Source organism: Streptomyces roseirectus, from assembly GCF_014489635.1.
GTDB classification, from domain to species: Bacteria; Actinomycetota; Actinomycetes; order Streptomycetales; family Streptomycetaceae; genus Streptomyces; species Streptomyces roseirectus.
This window is the reverse complement of the sequence record NZ_CP060828.1, coordinates 2,778,867-2,797,728: the sequence shown is the minus strand read 5'-3', so window position 1 is coordinate 2,797,728 and position 18,862 is coordinate 2,778,867. Positions and strand designations below refer to the sequence as shown.

The 18,862-nt window shown below is 69.5% G+C and carries 17 protein-coding genes; 6 read left to right on the top strand and 11 right to left on the bottom strand.

Annotated elements, in window-relative coordinates; genetic code table 11:
• Positions 1-346 precede the first annotated feature (346 nt).
• Positions 347-1,942, top strand: a complete 1,596-nt coding sequence (cimA, locus tag IAG44_RS11415; protein ID WP_187747020.1) for a citramalate synthase — start codon at positions 347-349, stop codon at positions 1,940-1,942.
• A 70-nt stretch (positions 1,943-2,012) separates the two neighbouring features.
• Here cimA and IAG44_RS11410 read toward each other — a convergent pair whose 3' ends face one another.
• Complete coding sequence (locus IAG44_RS11410) at positions 2,013-3,326, bottom strand: aspartyl protease family protein (RefSeq protein WP_187747019.1); 1,314 nt, start codon at positions 3,324-3,326, stop codon at positions 2,013-2,015.
• A 172-nt stretch (positions 3,327-3,498) separates the two neighbouring features.
• Here IAG44_RS11410 and IAG44_RS11405 point away from each other — a divergent pair, with 172 nt between their 5' ends.
• A complete protein-coding gene (locus tag IAG44_RS11405) occupies positions 3,499-3,774 on the top strand; it encodes a DUF1905 domain-containing protein (protein WP_187747018.1) in 276 nt (91 codons plus the stop codon).
• Positions 3,775-3,862: 88 nt separating this feature from the next.
• Here the strand turns inward: IAG44_RS11405 and IAG44_RS11400 are convergent, their stop codons facing one another.
• From IAG44_RS11400 to IAG44_RS11390, 3 genes are all read right to left on the bottom strand, one after another.
• On the bottom strand, positions 3,863-4,651 hold the full coding sequence (locus IAG44_RS11400; protein ID WP_187747017.1) for a S1 family peptidase: 789 nt from the start codon (positions 4,649-4,651) through the stop codon (positions 3,863-3,865).
• 175 nt (positions 4,652-4,826) lie between these two features.
• On the bottom strand, positions 4,827-5,063 hold the full coding sequence (locus tag IAG44_RS11395) for a DUF397 domain-containing protein (protein ID WP_187747016.1): 237 nt from the start codon (positions 5,061-5,063) through the stop codon (positions 4,827-4,829).
• Positions 5,060-5,887, bottom strand: coding sequence for a helix-turn-helix domain-containing protein (locus tag IAG44_RS11390; protein WP_187747015.1), 828 nt, complete (start codon positions 5,885-5,887; stop codon positions 5,060-5,062). Before IAG44_RS11390 ends, IAG44_RS11395 begins: the two co-directional genes overlap by 4 nt.
• Positions 5,888-5,999: 112 nt before the next feature.
• Between IAG44_RS11390 and IAG44_RS11385 the strand changes: the two genes are divergently transcribed.
• The gene (locus IAG44_RS11385; RefSeq protein WP_246561642.1) at positions 6,000-6,470 is read left to right on the top strand and encodes an ATP-binding protein; all 471 of its coding nucleotides are present in this window, start codon (positions 6,000-6,002) and stop codon (positions 6,468-6,470) included.
• Here IAG44_RS11385 and IAG44_RS44245 read toward each other — a convergent pair.
• A complete protein-coding gene (locus IAG44_RS44245) occupies positions 6,407-8,725 on the bottom strand; it encodes an ATP-binding protein (RefSeq protein ID WP_187747013.1) in 2,319 nt (772 codons plus the stop codon). The genes IAG44_RS11385 and IAG44_RS44245 overlap by 64 nt on opposite strands.
• A 54-nt stretch (positions 8,726-8,779) precedes the next feature.
• On the opposite strand from IAG44_RS44245, the gene IAG44_RS11375 reads away from it, so the two are divergent.
• The gene (locus IAG44_RS11375; protein ID WP_187747012.1) at positions 8,780-9,979 is read left to right on the top strand and encodes a GNAT family N-acetyltransferase; all 1,200 of its coding nucleotides are present in this window, start codon (positions 8,780-8,782) and stop codon (positions 9,977-9,979) included.
• A 33-nt stretch (positions 9,980-10,012) separates the two neighbouring features.
• Here IAG44_RS11375 and IAG44_RS11370 read toward each other — a convergent pair whose 3' ends face one another.
• Together IAG44_RS11370 and IAG44_RS11365 are read right to left on the bottom strand one after the other, a co-directional pair.
• On the bottom strand, positions 10,013-11,083 hold the full coding sequence (locus IAG44_RS11370) for a Hint domain-containing protein (protein ID WP_187752620.1): 1,071 nt from the start codon (positions 11,081-11,083) through the stop codon (positions 10,013-10,015).
• A gap of 134 nt (positions 11,084-11,217) precedes the next feature.
• Complete coding sequence (locus IAG44_RS11365) at positions 11,218-11,817, bottom strand: YceI family protein (protein WP_187752619.1); 600 nt, start codon at positions 11,815-11,817, stop codon at positions 11,218-11,220.
• 286 nt (positions 11,818-12,103) lie between these two features.
• Between IAG44_RS11365 and IAG44_RS11360 the strand changes: the two genes are divergently transcribed.
• Entirely contained in the window at positions 12,104-13,687 is a 1,584-nt protein-coding gene (locus IAG44_RS11360; protein WP_187747011.1) for an acyl-CoA carboxylase subunit beta, read from the top strand.
• A 34-nt stretch (positions 13,688-13,721) separates the two neighbouring features.
• Complete coding sequence (locus IAG44_RS11355; RefSeq protein WP_187747010.1) at positions 13,722-13,913, top strand: acyl-CoA carboxylase subunit epsilon; 192 nt, start codon at positions 13,722-13,724, stop codon at positions 13,911-13,913.
• A gap of 48 nt (positions 13,914-13,961) precedes the next feature.
• On the opposite strand, the gene IAG44_RS11350 is transcribed toward IAG44_RS11355, so the two are convergent.
• From IAG44_RS11350 to IAG44_RS11335, 4 genes are all read right to left on the bottom strand, one after another.
• A complete protein-coding gene (locus IAG44_RS11350; RefSeq protein ID WP_187747009.1) occupies positions 13,962-17,096 on the bottom strand; it encodes an NACHT domain-containing protein in 3,135 nt (1,044 codons plus the stop codon).
• 108 nt (positions 17,097-17,204) lie between these two features.
• Positions 17,205-17,786, bottom strand: a complete 582-nt coding sequence (locus IAG44_RS11345) for a GTP-binding protein (protein ID WP_029183992.1) — start codon at positions 17,784-17,786, stop codon at positions 17,205-17,207.
• Positions 17,767-18,348, bottom strand: a complete 582-nt coding sequence (locus IAG44_RS11340; RefSeq protein ID WP_187747008.1) for a DUF742 domain-containing protein — start codon at positions 18,346-18,348, stop codon at positions 17,767-17,769. The genes IAG44_RS11345 and IAG44_RS11340 overlap by 20 nt, the downstream gene beginning before the upstream one ends.
• Before the next feature lie 98 nt (positions 18,349-18,446).
• The gene (locus tag IAG44_RS11335) at positions 18,447-18,860 is read right to left on the bottom strand and encodes a roadblock/LC7 domain-containing protein (RefSeq protein WP_007384910.1); all 414 of its coding nucleotides are present in this window, start codon (positions 18,858-18,860) and stop codon (positions 18,447-18,449) included.
• Positions 18,861-18,862: the final 2 nt, after the last annotated feature.

Genomic DNA, 18,862 nt, shown 5'->3' with positions numbered 1-18,862 from the left:
TGTCTGATGTGCGGCTACCGCCGCGTGGGCGCGACCAGCCCCCACTTTCCGCACCCGAAGTCCTTCAGGGGCGCGGGGAACTGCGCGAACAACCACGACGCACCCGCACCCGCCCCCTACCCTCACCTGGCAGACGATTAGGCGCGTCCCACACTCCGCCCGCATTCTGAGACACCCCCTAGCCCCACCCCCAACCCGTGCAACACTGCCGTGTGCTCTCGTTCGCCGCGATTATTGGCAACAGGCGCGCCGGACCCTGCTGAAGCCACGCAGTGCCCCGCGCGCAGACCTCTCGCATCCCGCGAGGGGTCTTTTCGTTTTCCAGGAACATCAGGAGCCCCCGACCATGACCGACACCGACGACTCGTTCCACGTCTTCGACACCACCCTCCGAGACGGCGCCCAGCGCGAGGGCATCAACCTCACCGTCGCGGACAAGCTGGCCATCGCCCGCCACCTGGACGACTTCGGCGTCGGCTTCATCGAGGGCGGCTGGCCGGGCGCGAACCCGAGGGACACGGAGTTCTTCGCGAGGGCGCGGGAAGAGATCACGTTCAAGCACGCCCAGCTGGTCGCCTTCGGCGCGACCCGCCGAGCGAACGCGAAGGCAGCGGAGGACCCCCAGGTCAAGGCCCTCCTGGACTCCGGCGCCCCGGTCATCACGCTGGTCGCGAAGTCCCACGACCGCCACGTGGAACTCGCCCTGCGCACGACCCTGGACGAGAACCTGGAGATGGTGAGGGACACGGTCGCCCACCTGACCTCCCAGGGCCGCCGCGTCTTCGTGGACTGCGAACACTTCTTCGACGGCTACCGCGCGAACCCCGAGTACGCGAAGTCGGTCGTCCGCGCCGCGAGCGACGCGGGCGCCGACGTCGTCATCCTGTGCGACACCAACGGCGGCATGCTCCCCGCCCAGATCCAGGCCGTCGTCGCGACGGTCCTCGCGGACACCGGCGCCCGCCTCGGCATCCACGCCCAGGACGACACCGGCTGCGCGGTCGCCAACACCCTCGCCGCGGTGGACGCGGGCGCGACGCACGTCCAGTGCACGGCGAACGGCTACGGCGAGCGCGTCGGCAACGCCAACCTCTTCCCCGTCGTCGCCGCCCTGGAACTGAAGTACGGCAAGCGGGTCCTCCCCGAGGGCAGGCTGCGCGAGATGACCCGGATCTCGCACGCCATCGCCGAGGTCGTCAACCTGACGCCCTCCACGCACCAGCCCTACGTCGGCGTCTCGGCGTTCGCCCACAAGGCGGGCCTGCACGCCTCCGCGATCAAGGTCGACCCGGACCTCTACCAGCACACGGACCCCGCGCTCGTCGGCAACAGCATGCGCATGCTCGTCTCCGACATGGCCGGCCGGGCCTCCGTCGAGCTGAAGGGCAAGGAACTCGGCGTCGACCTGGGTGGCGACCGGGAACTCGTCGGCCGGGTGGTGGACCGCGTCAAGGAACGCGAGCTGAAGGGCTACACGTACGAAGCGGCGGACGCCAGCTTCGAACTCCTCCTGCGCTCCGAGGTCAAGGGCCGCCCGCTCACCTACTTCCGCGTCGAGTCCTGGCGCGCGATCGTCGAGGACCGCCCCGACGGCAGCCACGCGAACGAGGCGACGGTGAAACTCTGGGCGAAGGGCGAGCGCATCGTCGCGACGGCCGAGGGCAACGGCCCCGTCAACGCCCTGGACCGCGCCCTGCGCGTAGCCCTCGAAAAGATCTACCCCCAGCTCGCCAAGCTCGACCTCGTCGACTACAAGGTCCGCATCCTCGAAGGCGTCCACGGCACCCAGTCCACCACCCGCGTCCTCATCTCCACCACGGACGGCTCCGGCGAGTGGCAGACTGTCGGCGTCGCCGAGAACGTCATCGCCGCCTCCTGGCAGGCCCTGGAGGACGCGTACACGTACGGCCTGCTGCGCGCGGGAGTCACCCCGGCGGAGTAGGGGTCACGAAAGCGAAAGGCGGGGCACACACCGGCCCCGCCTCCCGCGCCGGGAGACGCCGGCCCGCCGATCAGGGGGCTTCGCCGCGACCGATGTAGATGCTCATGCGGGTGAAGTCGAGGGTGACGGCGTAGGGCTTGAAGAAGGCGTGGGCGAACCACCCCGTCGAGTCGATGCCGGTGCCGTAGGGCCAGGGCACGTTGACCGGCATGCCGGGGTTCGTCTCGCAGTAGACGTGGTCGGCGACGGCGTCACCGAGGCGGATCCGCGTCGGGTAGCAGGGGTAGGTGGTGGCGGGGTGGCCCTGGGCGCCGGTCTCGATCGGGCGGTCGTGGTCGGTGCGTACCCCCAGCCTCCTGGCCACCTCCCCGGGCATGCCCGCGACGGCCTCGCCGCCTCCGCCGAGGTTCACGCCCACGACGCGCGGGCCGGAACCGGCGATGCTGCCCAGGCTGTGCACGTAGTGATCCCGGGCCAGCCACAGCGGCAGGGGCTCGGCGCCCGCCCGGGTGGCGGCGGCGCGCACCTCCCGGGCCGCGCGGGTGGTCGGGCGGCGCAGGATCAGCTGACGGCCCCGGTAGTCGAAGGTCGTCAGCAGGTGGTAGAAGACCCAGGTGCCGATCATGCCGTCGTGGGCAGCGGCGGGCGCACCGGGGGCAGGCCCCGAGTCCGACCAGGCCACGGGGACGCCGCGCAGCTCGATGCCGCCCAGCGCGAAGGAGTCCAGCACCCCGTAGTACGACCGCACGACGCGGCCCTCGAACTCGCTCTTCTCCTGGTGCACGGGGCGCACCCCGGCCTCCTGGGCGGCTTCCGGGGACAGGCTCAGCCAGGGCGCGCCGGTGTAGAAGGTGAAGCGTCTGGGCGGCCCGCCGTTGACCGTGGCCTCGATCTGCGGCTCCGGATCCATCCGCGTCCAGGGCACCCGCCCGACGTCGCCGTGGATCCGGTACGCGTCGCCGGGAACCGCCGCGAACCAGGCGGCCATGGCGTCCTCACCGGCCGCCTTCCAGCGGGGTGCGGCGAGCGAGAACTTGTCCTGCCGGAGGTAGCAGTCGGCCAGCAGCTCGTTGGTCTGCTTGTCGTCGGGCGCGAGGGCGAGGGCCGCCGTGAGGTACTTCTCCGCCTCGGGGAACCTGTTGCTCAGCAGCCCGACGTACCCGCGTTGGCGGGCGGCGTGCAGGTTCGCGGGGTCGCCCGCCAGCACCTCCTCGTACGCGCGGGCGGCCTGCTCGAACTTCCCGGCCCTGAACAACGCGTCCCCGTCCTCGGCGTCCCGCGCCCCGGCCACCCCGCCCAGCAGCGGCGTGCTCGCGGCGGCACCGGCCACCACGGCGGCTCCCCGGAGCAGCGCACGCCGGTCCCATCGCCCGTCCACAGCCACGGCCCTCTCCCCTCGTCGTGATCAGCTTCCGGAGCCCCACTGAAGCCGGAAGCGTGTTGCGGCGGCGTATTCGTTTTCCGATACGCCCGCGATACGGAGGCCGCAGCGATGAGTTCTGCCGGGCGCGCGGGTCTTGACGGGTGTGAGCGACCGCCGAGAAGGAGCGTGTGCCATGACCGCACTGGACAAAGAGTTCACCGCGACCCTGCGGAAGAGCCCGAACAACGGCGGCTGGACCTATGTGGTGATGCCCGGGTCCGCCGAGTACTTCGGCACCCGCGGCCTGGTGAAGATCCGGGGGACGATCGACGGCCACCCGTTCCGGAGTTCCTTCATGGCCCTCGGCGACGGCACACACAAGCTCCCCGTCAGAGCCGACGTACGCGACCTGCTGGGCAAGGGCCCCGGCGACGAGGTCACGATCCACCTCCAGGAACGCATCTCGTGACAACGGATGTGCGGGCATCGCACAGCCCCCGGGAACGGATGGGTTCCCGGGGGCCGCGAAGGCGTGGACGACGACGGCGCGGCCGGCGTCAGAGAGTGCGGGCCGCCGACGCGATCGCGGACGCGAAGGTCGAGACCTCGGTGTAGACGCCGGGCGCGTTGCGCTGGGCGCAGCCGTCGCCCCAGCTCACGATGCCGACCTGGATCCAGGCGTTGTTCGCGTCACGGCGGAACATCGGACCGCCGGAGTCACCCTGGCAGGTGTCGACGCCGCCCGCGGCGAACCCGGCGCAGATCTCCTCGCTCGCGACGAGGCCGTTGTACAGCCCGCCGTAGCCACGGCAGGTCGCGTCGGAGATGAACGGCACGTTGGCCTTCAGCATGTACCGCTGCTGGGCCCCGCCCTCGACGGCCGCGCCCCAACCGGCGACGGTGAACGTCCCCGTGTTGTACGTGGTGTTGGTCGCGATCGGCAGCGTCGCGAGGCCGGTGATCGGCGACGCGAGCTTGATCAGCGCCCAGTCCTTGCCGGTGCCGTTGTAGCCCGGCGCGCGGTAGACGTACGTCGAACGGACCTGCTGGCGGCCGGTGCTGGACTGGAGGTCCACGACGCCCGCGGTCGCGGTGATGCTCGTGTTCGCGCCGGTGCCGTTCACGCAGTGCGCGGCGGTCAGCACGATCTGGGACGTGTAGAGCGAGCCGCCGCAGCCCATGGAGAGACGCACCATGAACGGGAACTCGCCCTGCGCGGCGCGGGTTCCGCCGACGACCGGTGCGGGGGCGGCGGTCGCCGTGGAGAGGGGCTGGAGGCTGACGACCGCGAGGGTGACCGCGGCGGCGGCCATACATCTCTTGGCCAGCGTGAGGAGCTTCTTCACCGTTGTTGCCTTCCGTGAGGGGGGTATGACGCGTGACGGACCTGCAACGGGTACCGATCGCTGACGTGGGCACGTCAAGGATCTTTCGGTGGATTATGAGAAAACGGTAAGTGCTGGCGCAAGGGGTGGGTTTGAGCCGGGGCAGGGGGGAGTTTCAGGCCACCCCCCTCCGGGGCTAGCCGTCTAGGCAGCCAAGGAAGCTGGTCCAGGCGGAAGTTGCGAGGGTGAGGACGGGGCCGGCGGGGTTCTTCGAGTCACGGATGTGGACGGCGGAGGGGTGGGAGGCGACCTCGACGCAGTTGCCGCCCTCGTTGCTGCTGTAGCTCGACTTCCGCCAGGTGTAAGCGGTTTCGAGGCATTCGCCGCCCTCGTTGCTGCTGTAACTCGACTTGAACCACGCGAGGTTGTTCATAGCTCTCGGAGCAGTCCTTCCAGGAGGTCCACGCTCTCGCCGGGCGAGAGAGCCTGTGATTGCAGCATTCCATACTTGCGGTGATAGTCACTGACCTCGTCTAGGTCATCGACCAGGAAGCTGACCGTCTGCACTTCCACGTACACGACGCGGTGGTGCTCGAAGGTTTCCAGCAGCGTCATCGGCCCCGCGAGCCCGGCGTGCGGCATGCGGTCCATAGGCATGATCTGGAACGCCATGTGCTGCGGCTCGCAGAGTTCCAGGATGCGACGGTACTGCGCCCGCATGACCTCCGGGCCGCCGACCTGGCGCCGCAGGATGCTCTCCTCGATGATGAAGTGCCCGATGGGCGGCTCCTCGTCCTCCCAGATCTGCTGGCGTTCCATGCGGTCGTTGACCCATTCCTCGGCGGTCTGGTCCCGGAGGGCGGGGTGCCGGGCGGCGAAGGTGGCGAGGCAGTAGTCCCGGGTCTGAAGCAATCCCGGAACCACCTGGGCCTGATACGTCAGGATGGCGATGGCCTCCCGCTCGTACGTCCCCAAGTTCTGCACGAGCAACGGGATCTTCTCCCACAGCGCCAGCTTGCTCACCAAAAAGGCGAACGTCCCATTGGTTCCGAGCACTTGGTCGAACTGCTCCGCCCGGTCGAACTGAAGTGGCATTCTCCCCTGTTCGATCGAGCCGATCGTGTCCACGCTAAGCTTCACCACCTCGGCGAACTGCTCCTGCGTGTACCCCTTGAGTTTCCGGTGATGGGCCACCAACTGACCGATCGCTACCCACGATCCCAGCTTCTTCGGCCGCTTCCTCCTGCGTGAGCTCATGCGAGTTCCTTTTCCCCGGCCACACCCGAAGTCCTCACGAAAAGGTCGTAATAAACCGTGTTACGACCTCACTCCCTGGTTCACAGTAGTGACTTGGGTCGACCCTGATCCCGTGAACGACCAAACTCCCCAGACCCGCGAAGCCTTCTACCGCCGGACCCCCCGCTCGGTCACCAAGGCCCGCCACTTCACCCGTTACGCCCTGACGGACTGGGACATGACCACCCGCCTCGACGAAGTCCTCCTCTGCGTCAGAGAGTTGGCCACGAACGCCCTCCTCCACGGCGTCCTCCCCGGCCGGGGTTTCCTCCTCCGCCTCACCCTCCACCCCGACAACACCCTCCGCGTCGAGGTCCACGACAGCGGCCCCGGCGAACTCCATCTCCCCGACCCCGCCCCGGAGTCGGAACACGGCCGCGGCCTCCGCCTCGTCACCGCCCTCGCGGACAAGTGGGGCGTGGACGAGCGGAACCCCGGGAAAATCGTATGGTGTGAATTCGCGGTGACGCCGAGGATGAGTTACGACCCGTCTGCCAACTCCCGCATGTTGGCTGCCGCTTCGGACATGCCGGCGCGTTCGTAGGCGTCGGCGGCGGCTTGGAAGGAACGGGTGGCATCCCGCTTCCGTTTCTTCCGGAACAGGTTTGAGCCCATTGCGAAGTGCGCGGCGCCGACGATCCGCCATTCTTCGAGGGCGGCACCGAGTTCGATGGCCGTTCCGCAGGCATCGACCGCCTCGCGATATCGCTTCAGGTTGCCCAGGGCGGTGCCGATATTCGCCCAGGCCACAGCCGCTTGGTACTTGTCCCCGAGGAGAGCGCTCCAGTCCAGGGTGCGGGTGAATGCCCGCAACGCTCTGTCGGGCTGGCCTAGGTCGAGGAAGAGGAAACCGAGGACAATCCAGGTGTTCGTCTTGTAGCGCCAGTCGTTGAGTTCGATCCGGATCCGCAAGGAGTGGACGATGTGCGGCAGCGCTTCCGCCGGGCGGCCGAGGAGTCGCAGGCCATTGCCCAAGTTGTGCAGAGAATCTGCCAACTCACGTGCCATGCCGAGCTGTTCGAACTCGGTGGCCGCCTGGTACGACATGGCGCACGCCTCGTCGAGCCGCCCGCTCTCGGCGAGCACCATCGCCAACTGGGCTCGGGTGGTGGCCACTTGGGGCCGGTCGTCCAGCGTGAGGTGGTACCGCAGACTCTTCGCGCAGGTGTCGATTGCCTCGTCGAACCTGCCCAGGCCGCTCAGCGTGGCCGCCATGTAACTCCATGCCTTGGCCTGCCCTATCGGGGCACCGTCTTGCAGGTTCAGCGCCTGCTGCCAGACGCCGATCGCCTCGTCGAACCTGCGCAACTCCGTCAGCAGGAAGGCGAGACCTCCCAACGCGGCTGCTTCGTCAAGCGGTCGCCCCAGCCGCCGTGCCGTGTCCCTGGCGATCCCCGAAACCCTGGTCACATCGTCGAGGGCCCGATACGCGCCCAGGCGAGGTATGAGGGTGCGGGAGAGACGCAGGACGAGAACCGCAGTCCGCGCATCACCCCCCTCGGCCCACGACACCGCGTTGATCAACCCCGTCCGCTCAGTCTCGAACCACCCCAAAGCCTCCTCCTGCCCACCGGGAAACATCTCCCGCAGCAGGACGTTGGGGTTCTCGATGACCGCGTCGGCCGCCTCCAGCTGAACCGAATAGAAGCGCAGCAAAGCCTTCTTGGCCTCCTCCGCCACTTCCCCCGACACCCGAGAAGCCGCATAAACCCGCACCAAGTCATGCATCCGCCACCCCTCCCCACCACCCCCCACCACACTCAACAACGAAGCAGCAACCAAATCATCAACAACCACCCCCCACTCCCGCTCACCCACCCCCGCCAACACCCGCCCCACATCCGCCCGGATCACCTCCCCCGGCGCGAGCCCCAACACCCCGAAAACCCGAGCCGCCTCCACCCCCAACCTCCGGTACATCGCATCAAAAACCGGCCGCAACACAAGCGACCTCCCGTACTGATCCACCCCACGCGCCACAAACGCCCCGACTCGATCCCGCGCCCCCCTCAACTCCGCCACCAACTCCCCGACCCCCAGCCCCCGTCGCCGCCGCAACAACGCCGCCACGATCACCAATGCCAACGGCAACCGCCCACACACCTCCACCAACTCCCGTACGGCACCCCCCTCTTCGGAAACCCGCCGATCCCCGCCCAACACCCGCCCCACCAACTCCACACCGGCCCCCACCGACAACGCCTCCACCACCACGGACCCCACGGCGAACGAATCCAGCACGTCCCGGGACGTCACCAACACCCGATGCCCGGCTCCCTCCCCGGGCAGCAGGGGCACCACCTGCTCACTCCCGCCCGCATTGTCGAGCACGACCAACATCGCCTCACGGGACGCCAGTTCACTCCGGTACCGCGCGAACTCCCCTTCCCGCACCCCGAGCGCCAGCAGCAACGACGACACGGCCTGCTCCGCGCTCACGGGAACCTCGTCGTACCCTCGAAGATCGACGAACAGCACACCTCCGGGAAACATCCCCCGCCCCCGCGCCTCATGAGCGACGGCCACGGCGAGCGCGGTCTTCCCCACCCCCGCGAGCCCGGACACGGAGACGACCCGCTCCCGCCCCAACGCCCCCAGCACGGCGGCGACTTCCCTCTCCCGCCCGGTGAACCCCTCGGGCGCCCCGGGCAGCGTCGACACCGGCACCGCCACGACCCCGCCCTTGACCTTCCCGTACACCGGCCCGTAGAAGGTCGCGCCCCCGAAATCGATGTGATCCCCGCGCATCCCCCCATTCTGCCGCCCGCACCCGGTAATTGGCTTGACCTCACCGCACACCACCACGGCACCCTGACGACAACAACCACCCCCCTCCGGAAGGCACCCGCACCCATGCACATCCGCCCCACCACCGAAGAGGAACACGACCTCTTCGTCACCACGATGCACTCCGCGTTCGGCCTCTTCCCGGAACCCCGCGCGGAGGACGGCGGCGGAGTCTGGTGGGCGGCCCACGAGCACGACCGCAACTTCTTCGCGGTGGCGGACGACGGAAAGCTCATCGGCACGGCGGGCGCCTACAGCTTCGAACTCACCCTCCCCGGCGAGCACGTGATCCCGGTCGCCGGCGTCTCGGCCGTCGGCGTCGTGCCCACCCACCGCCGCCAGGGCGTGCTGACGGCGATGATGCGCCACCAGCTCGCGGACGTCCGCGCCCGGGGCGAGGCCCTGGCCGTCCTGCTGTGTTCCGAGGCCACGATCTACCGCAGGTACGGCTACGGCCCGGCGACGTACAACGAGCGCCTGACGGTCCAGCGCCACCGGTCGGCCTTCGCGCGGCCCCACGAGGACAAGGGCACGGTCGAGGTCCTGCGCCGCGACGACGCCGTGGACCTCATGGAAGAGATCTACGACCGCCACCGCCGCACCCAGCCCGGCGCCCTGTCCCGCCCCCACCGCTGGTGGGCCACGCGCGCCGGCCAGCCCCCGATCGCCCCGGCCCACCGCTACATCGCCGTCCACCGCGCCCAGGACGGCACCCCCGACGGCTACGCCGGCTACACCGTCGACAGCGGCACCCTCTCCGTCGACGAGACCATCGCCGTGACCGACGAGGCGTTCACCGCCCTCGCCCGCTACGTCCTCGACCACGACCTCGTCGAGAAGGTCGTCCTCAAGCAGCTCCCGCCGGGCCACCCCCTGCGCTGGCGGTTCGAGGACTTCCGCGCCGCCGAGGCGAGCGGCCACGGCGACTGGCTCTGGGTCCGCGTCCTCGACGTCCCGCGCGCCCTGACCGCCCGGGGCTGGTTCACCGACGGCGAGCTGGTCCTCGACGTCGACGACCCCTTCCTCGGCGAACGCGGCCGCTACCTGCTCACCGTCAGGGACGGCGGGGCGGAGTGCGTACGGACGGACCGGGCCCCGGACCTCTCCCTGGACGTCAGCGACCTGGGCTCGGTCTACCTCGGCGGCACCACCCCGACCACCCTCGCCCGCGCCGGCCGCGTCCAGGCCCACCACCCGGACGCCCTCCCCCTCGCCGATGCCCTGTTCCGCCCCGACCGCACCCCGCACTGCCCGCACTGGTTCTGAGCCCCCTTCCCTCCCTCCTCGACTCCCCCCGGCTCACGCCCCCTTGGCGAACCTGATCAGCGTCTCGAAGTCGATCGACCCCGGATCCCCATGGGTGTTGTGACAGAGCAGCCCACCGGCCACGTATGTCCGCGTACTCGTCGACAACGACGCGATGGGCCGCTCACCCACGTACTCGACCCCGAGGACGGCCGTGTCACCCGCCCCGGCGACGGGGGCGCCTTCCCAGCCGCTCGTGGGCAGCGCCCGCAGCACGCGGTGCCGGAAGGGGTCGAGTTCCTTGCTCGGCACCCAGGCGATCCGGCCGTCCGCGCGGACCAGCCACGGGTGGTCGTGGGTGGCGGTGATCTCGGCGTCGGGGGTGGTGATCCGGTACGAGCCCTTCACGCCGGGTTCGTTGCGGGTGACGGTGGCGGTGCGGAAGACCCGGGGGGCGTCAGGGGCGTCGTCCTCGTCGAACGACACGATCTCGGCGCCCACCGGGAGATCGCCGGCCCGCTGCCAGGTGAGGTCGGCGCGCAGGACGGGGGTGTCGGGGTGGACGCAGTTCTCGGGGACGTGCATGTGGCCGCAGATGCCCCGGAAGCCGTTCCAGCGGTCGTGACTCATGCGCTGGCCGCCCCGGTTGCCGGCCGACGTGGGGTACGAGGGCCACGACGAGGGGCCCCTGAGCGGGACGCCGTGCTGGTGGTGCATCCAGGACAGGAAGCGGGCGACCTCGCGCAGCGCCCACTCGGGGGCCTGCGGCCAGTAGAGGTGCGGGGTGTTGTTCGCCTTCCACTTGCCGTGCAGTTCGGGGTCGCAGGTGCCGACCAGCTCCACCTGGCACACGTTCAGCGTGTTCGTCTGGACGCCGCCGGGGGAGTTGACCAGGGCGCGCGAGGAGACGTCGATCTGGAAGTGCTGGTACCAGCGGAGCTTCTTCGCGGCCAGGTCGGGCAGCGCGGTGAGGTTGGGGGCGGAGGCGCCGCCCTGGTAGTCGGGGAGGCTGCGGCCCTCCGTCGTATGGAGGACCACCACGTTGACCTCCATCGAGCTGCCGCCGTACTTCGTCTGGTACCAGTGGCCCCGGTCCGCGCCGGGGTAGTTCTGCGGACCTGACATCTTGCTCAAGCTGCCTCCCGGTGCGTGGTTCCGAGCCTGGGTGATGCCCGGAATACGACCCAAGAGTCACAGTTGGTTCCGATTGCCAGGAAGAGACAGAAACTGCCCCGGACGACCGATTCGACGACCGGTTATCAGCCCTTCTTGATCGCCGAGATGTCGAAGTTGAGCTTGATCTTGTCGGAGACCAGGACGCCGCCCGTCTCCAGCGCCGCGTTCCAGGTCACCCCCCACTCCGAGCGCAGGATCTCCGCCCGGCCCTCGAAGCCGACGCGCTCGTTGCCGAACGGGTCCTTCGCGGCGCCGTTGAACTCCAGGTCGATGGTGAGCGGCCTGGTCGTGCCGAGGATCGTCAGGTCCCCGGTCAGCCGGTACTCCTCCCCGCCCAGCGACTCCGCCTTCGTCGAACGGAACGTCATCGACGGGAACTCGTCCGTCTTGAAGAAGTCCGCGCTCTTCAGGTGGCCGTCGCGGTCGGGGGAGCCGGTGTCGATGCTGTCCATCACGACGTCGAGGGAGGCCGTGGACGCGGACGGGTCGGTGCCGTCCAGGTGCAGTTCGCCGGTGAAGTCGGTGAACTTGCCCTTCACGTTCGTCACCATCGCGTGGCGCGCGGTGAAGCCGAGCGTCGAGTGCGCCGGGTCGATCGTGTAGTCGCCGGTGAGGGCGGCCAGGTCCGCGCTCGGTGCCGGAGCCTCGGAGGCGTCGTCGTTCTTACGGCCGAAGATGCCCATCATGTCCTCCATTCAACTTCCCTACCGTGCTGACGAAGCTACTCTCCGTCGCGGAAGATCGCCTCCAGAGGGGCTATAAGCTCAGCCGTGTCACTCAAGCGCACCCGTGTGTGTGACTCGACTCTCACTCGCGTTCTTTGTGGACCCCCGACAACGCGCGGCCCCCTGAAACAGTCGGAAGACCTGCACCGACCTCGGCTTCTGTTCAGGGGTACCAGGAAAACGGGCCGGAGACTGTGCAGAGTCGACGTCTCGCAATCCTCGGCGCACTTCGTATGGTCACTACATGACCGTTTTGGAAGATGCCACGGGTGAGCCGACGGACGCGCGGGGCCGGGTCGCCGAGCTGCACGAGATCCGCGCCGCCGCGCTGGCCGGGCCGAGCGAGAAGGCGACCGAGGCGCAGCACGCCAAGGGCAAGCTGACCGCCCGCGAGCGCATCGAGCTGCTGCTCGACCCGGGCTCCTTCCAGGAGGTCGAGCAACTGCGCCGGCACCGCGCGGTCGGCTTCGGCCTGGAGGCCAAGAAGCCCTACACCGACGGCGTCATCACCGGCTGGGGCACCGTCGAGGGCCGCACGGTCTTCGTCTACGCCCACGACTTCCGCATCTTCGGCGGCGCGCTGGGCGAGGCCCACGCCACGAAGATCCACAAGATCATGGACATGGCCATCGCGGCCGGCGCGCCCCTGGTCTCCCTCAACGACGGCGCCGGCGCCCGCATCCAGGAGGGCGTCTCCGCCCTCGCCGGGTACGGCGGCATCTTCCAGCGCAACACCAAGGCGTCCGGCGTCATCCCGCAGATCTCCGTGATGCTCGGCCCCTGCGCGGGCGGCGCGGCCTACAGCCCCGCCCTCACCGACTTCGTCTTCATGGTCCGCGAGACCTCGCAGATGTTCATCACCGGCCCCGACGTCGTCAAGGCGGTCACCGGCGAGGAGATCACCCAGAACGGCCTCGGCGGCGCCGACGTCCACGCGGAGACCTCCGGCGTCTGCCACTTCGCCTACGACGACGAGGAGACGTGCATCGCGGAGGTGCGGTACCTGCTCTCCCTGCTCCCGCAGAACAACCGCGAGAACCCCCCGCGCGTCGACTCCACGGACCCCGCCGACCGCCGCAGCGACGTCCTCCTCGACCTCGTCCCCGCCGACGGCAACCGCCCCTACGACATGACCAAGGTCATCGAGGAGATCGTCGACGACGGCGACTACGTCGAGGTCCACGAGCGCTGGGCCCGCAACATCATCTGCGCGCTCGCCCGCCTCGACGGCCAGGTCGTCGGCATCGTCGCCAACCAGCCCCAGACTCTCGCCGGCGTCCTCGACATCGAGGCGTCCGAAAAAGCTGCGCGCTTCGTGCAGATGTGCGACGCTTTCAACATCCCGATCGTTACTTTTCTGGACGTCCCGGGCTTCCTCCCCGGCGTCGACCAGGAACACGGCGGCATCATCCGCCACGGCGCGAAGCTGCTCTACGCGTACTGCAACGCCACCGTCCCGCGCATCTCCCTGATCCTGCGCAAGGCGTACGGCGGTGCCTACATCGTCATGGACAGCCAGTCCATCGGCGCGGACCTCACCTACGCCTGGCCCACCAACGAGATCGCCGTCATGGGCGCCGAGGGCGCGGCCAACGTCATCTTCCGCCGCCAGATCGCCGGCGCCGAGGACCCCGAGGCGATGCGCGCACGCATGGTCAAGGAGTACAAGGCCGAGCTGATGCACCCGTACTACGCCGCCGAACGCGGCCTCGTGGACGACGTGATCGACCCCGCGCAGACCCGCGAAGTCCTCATCAAGTCCCTCCAGATGCTCCAGTCCAAGCACGCGGACCTGCCGTCCCGCAAGCACGGCAACCCCCCGCAGTAACCCTGCGGAAACCTCTCTCACGGAGACTCTTCCTATGACGACCCCAGACATCCGCGTCGAGAAGGGCAACGCCGAGCCCGAGGAAGTCGCCGCCATCACGGCGATCCTGCTGGCCCGCGCCGCCGCCCGCCCCGCCGAGACCCCGGCACACCGAGGCCGCGTACGGGCCGGCTGGCGTCGGCTTGAGCGCGAGAACGGGTTCAGGGCACCGCACAGCTGGCGCTGAGCCGGACGCTTCTCCGACAGCCCCGTTCTCCTTGGGAGGGCGGGGCTGTCAGCGGTATTTGACCTGGACGCCGGGGATGTCGGTGGGGCGGGGTGCACCTCGGCCGACGGTGACGACCAGCTTGGGCTGGTCCGGGCTTCGGGCGAGGGTGTGCAGGGCGGGGCGTGATCCATCAGGTGTGCGGCAATAATGCAGGTCCAATTCCCGCAACCCCTGGATCGTCCCGACGGGTGACAGGTCGGCGGGCAGCACGGTGCCGTGGAGACCGAGCCTGCGGAGCCCAGGGGGGTAGGCGGCGGAGGGCAGCCATCGGGTGAGGTCGAAGTGGTGCAGTTCCAGACTCGTCAGATCGCCGAGGGCTGCCAGGCTGTCGAGCCCACGAGGGATGCTGCGGCCCTGAAGCAAGAGCCACTGCAGGCGACGGTGTCCGGCCAGGGGACTGAGGTCGTCGTCGGAGTCGAGCATGCCCAGCCCCAGGCTTGTCAGCCTCTCCAACGCCGGAATGTTCTCCAGGCTGGGCAGTGAACCCCAGTCCTGCAACTGGAGGTTGGTGAGCTTCGTCAGGTCGCTCAGCGGCCCCAAGTCCACCAAGGGCAGGACGTCGTCGCGACAGAGAACCAGGTTTCTGAGGGCCGTGAACTTCCGCAGCGGTGAAAGGTCGTTGTCCTCAAGCAGGTGTGTGATCCAGAGCGTTTCCAGGTCGCCGAGTGCTCGGACGGCACCTAATCCGTGTGTGAACCCGTACCTGATGTGGACGTGACGCGCATGCCGGAGCCGGGTCAGCGCGGGCCACTGCGCGGGATGCTGCACTCTGACAGGCCGCCTCTCCAGCCGGAGCTTCGCCAGTACCGTCTCCGCGTACTCGTCGGGATCGAAGTACTCCCAGGCGTCGACCAGTTCGTCATGAACACCGGCGCCGACGTACCCCGCCAACCGCTCCATCGCCGCCGCACCCCCCACCAGCGCCGCCGCCCGAACCGTCTGGCGAGCGGCCTTGGGAGTCAGGCCCTCCAAGGACTTGGGCAACCACGGCACCAGAGGCGGCCCCACCGCCGCCAACGACACCGCCTCCGACTCCCGCCGAGGAGGCAACAGCGTCTCCATCGCCTCGTCCAGCCGCCCGACCACCTCGCCGGGCACCGTACGCATCGTCTCCAGACACGAAGCCGCCAACAGCCGCAGCCGGCGCCGATACCGAGGCTCCGCCTCCGCGCGGTCGAGGATCCCGCCGACCAACTCCCGCCGCTGCCGCAGATTCCCGTGCCCCGCGGCCATCACGATCGTCTCCCGCCACAGGTCGAGATGCGCACGCCCGACCAGGTTCCCCATGTTGTCCTCGTCGGCCGCGTCCTGGGCGGCGAGGTATTCCTGGAAGGTCCGGTGCAGAAAGTCGACGCGGCCCTCGACGGGCGAGCGGAGCACCCCGGACCGGGCGATCAGGTGGTCCAGGACGTCGTCACCCGGCACCCCGTCGAGGTGCCGCATGGTGGCCAGCCGCGCCGACACGAACCGTACGGCCTGCTCCACCCCGATCTCCGTACGGTTGTTGTCGGACAGCCGCCAGGCGAGGTTCCGCAGCACACACAGCTTGTCCGGCAGCCCGAGCGGCGAGGCGAGGGCGCTGGGCACGCGCCGGTCCGCGTCCCGCCGCTGCACCAGCGTCTCCAGCGCGATGGCGTACAACTCCATGCGGTTGCGGGGGAGTTGGTCCCCCTTGAGCAGGTGCAGGGCGCAGATCAGCGCGGCGAGCAGCGGGTTCGCGGCGAGGGAGCGAAGGTGCGGCCGGTCCCGCAGGCTCGTCAGCAACGCCCGTTCGAACGTGGGAAGTTCCTCCACGGCACAGGGCAACTCGTCCCCCTGCTCCCGCACGGCCCGATGCCACTGCCGGACGAACGCCGTCAGGTCGGCCGGGGCCATGCGGTCCAGTTGGAAGGAGACGAACCCCTCCGCGCGCAGCCAGTCCGTGCGGGCGGCGGACGGCCGTGAGGTCACGATGGTCCGGACGCCGGGATAGGCGAGCAGCAGCCCCCGCAACCACTCCCGCACGGCCCGGCGTTCGTCGGCGAGGAGTTCGTCCACCCCGTCGACGAGCAGCAGGACACGGTCGTCCCGCAGCGCACGATCCATCCAGCCCTTGGGCAGGTGCCCGGTGAGGGGACCGGCGACGCCGTCCAGCAGGGCTTCCGGGGCGGGCAGCGGACGGCCCGCGTAGCGGCGCAGCTTGACCAGGACGGGGATCAGGCCGTTCCAGCTCTCCAGCGAGCCGGAGAAACCGCCCCGGGCGGCCATGACGGCCAGCCACTGCATCAAGGTCGTCTTGCCGGAGCCCGCTTCGCCCCGTAACAGCACCCGGGAGGCGCCGGCCAGCGCCGCCTCCACCCGCATGCCGGTGCCCTCGGACTCCTGCCAGTCACGCAGACCGTGCCGGGGCAGCGAGCGAGGGCGCGTCACGTGGTCCCCGGAGGCGCGCAGACTCACGTACGCCACCGACAGCTTCGTGCGCGGCGGCCGTTCCGAGGCCGCCTGGAACAGTTCCACCTCGTCCAGCGAGCGGCTGACCAGCCCCAGGTACTCCCGCAGGAACCCGGCGTCCTCGTCCGACCCGTCCGGCGCGTACAGCGACCGCACCGGCAGCCGCTCCAGCACCCGGGCCAGCTCCGCCCCCAACGACGTGGTGCGGGAGAGGAGTTCGCTCACCGCGCGCTCGGTGAAGACCGGCAGTCGGCGCAGGATCCGTACGTAGCAGTCGCAGCACTCCGCGAACAACGTGTCGTAGTAGCGTTCGGCGGCCTCACCGAGCCCCGCGGGCCGGGGCACCTCGCTGCGGATCCGCCGCTCCAGCTCCACCGGATCCGCGTCGGACTCGAACACCGACGCGTCGGAGAGGTCGGCCCGGCCGAAGGTGTCGGTCACCGCTTGCACCGCCGCGAGCCGTTCGTTCTCCGCGAGCCCCGCGAACTCGTGGGCCAGCAACGGCTCCACGCGCGCCGCCACCGCGTCCGCGATCTCCTCGAACTGCCGCTCCACACTCCGCCGGGCACGCAGCCCCGGCACCCGGAGTCGGATCAACTCGCCCATCCCGGCCCGGCGTTCCTGCTCGGTCCGGCGTCCGCCGAGCCACAGCCGCACGGCACTGGTCGCGACGGTCTGCCCGAGCCGCACGGCGGCCACTTCGACGCTCATGCCCCACCCCCTGGGAAACACCCCCTGGGAGACGAGTGTGGCAGGGGAGCACGACGAAGGGGCCCCTTCCGCCGGAAACGCGACGGAAGGGGCCCCTCGGGACGTCGGCTACCGGAGCCGGGCCATCAGCGCGTGCTCGACCAGCGTGATCAGCGCCGACTTCGCGTCGGCCCGGTGCCGCGCGTCAGTCGTGATGATCGGCGTGTCGGGCCCGATCTGGAGGGCTTCGCGGACCTCGTCCGGCGAGTACGGCTGGTTCCCGTCGAAGCCGTTGAGGGCGATGACGAAGGGGAGCCCGCTGTTCTCGAAGTAGTCGACGGCGGGGAAGCAGTCGGCGAGCCGGCGGGTGTCGACGAGGACGATCGCGCCGATCGCCCCGCGCACCAGGTCGTCCCACATGAACCAGAACCGGTCCTGGCCGGGCGTGCCGAACAGGTAGAGGATCAGGTCCTGGTCGAGCGTGATACGGCCGAAGTCCATGGCGACGGTCGTCGTCGTCTTGTCCCCCGTGTGGGTGAGGTCGTCGATGCCCGCGGAAGCGGACGTCATGACGGCCTCGGTACGCAGCGGATTGATCTCCGAGACAGCACCAACGAACGTGGTCTTGCCCACGCCGAAGCCGCCCGCCACCACGATTTTCGCGGAGGTGGTGGAGCGGGAAGGACCGCCGCTAGAGCTTGCGAAGTCCACTGAGCACCCTTTCGAGCAGTGTCACGTCTGGCTGGCCTCCGGCGTTCTCGTCGCCGCCGGGCTGATGGATGGCGACCAGGCCCGCCTCCGCCAAGTCGGCGACGAGGATCCTGGCCACGCCGAGAGGAATGGTCAGCAGGGCGGAGATTTCCGCCACCGACTTGATCTCGCGGCAGAGGTTGCAGATCCGCTGATGCTCGGGCAACTGCCCCTGCATCTGGTGCGGCTGCGCGGTGGTGTGCACCAGCGCCTCGATGGCGAGCTGGTAGCGCGGGCGCGTCCGGCCGCCGGTCATGGCGTACGGACGCACCAGGGGGTTGTGCGAGGAACCGGCGGGCGACGGCTCGGGGGCGCGGCGCTGCGGCGGCTGCACCGGCTGGATGCGCGGCGCGGCCGGCTGCTGGTCGTACGGGGAGGGGCCGGGGCCCTGCGGGGCGTACGGCTGCCGTGGCTGGCTCGGTGCGGAGGGGAAGTTGTAGCGGTTCGGGTTCGGGGCGTTCTCGCCGTGGCCGGAGCCGTAGGACCAATCGCCCGGATGGGAACCGCCTGGGGGTGTTGCCACTTTCTCTCCTCCTCCGACTGTGCCGGGCCCCGCACCGTGTGTGGAGCCGCGTCCCGAAACCCTACGGCCTCGGGACGTCAATACGCACCGTCCGTCTGCTAGTTGAGCAGGCTCCCTTGGAGCTCCGCACGAAGGTCGGGCGTCAGGACCGAACCGGCACGGTCCACCAGAAGGGCCATTTCGTACCCGATGAGGCCGATGTCCGCCTCGGGGTGGGCCAGCACCGCCAGCGAGGAGCCGTCGGATACGGACATGATGAAGAGGAATCCCCTCTCCATCTCCACGACCGTCTGGTTCACGGCGCCGCCCTCGAAGATCCGGGAGGCGCCCGCCGTCAGGGACGTCAGACCGGAGGCGACGGCCGCGAGCTGGTCGGCACGGTCGCGGGGAAAGCCTTCGGACATCGCCAGAAGGAGGCCGTCGGCGGAGACCACCACCGTGTGGGACACCCCCGGGGTGTTGTCCACGAAGTTGGTGATCAACCAGTTCAGGTTCTGTGCCGCCTGGCTCATCG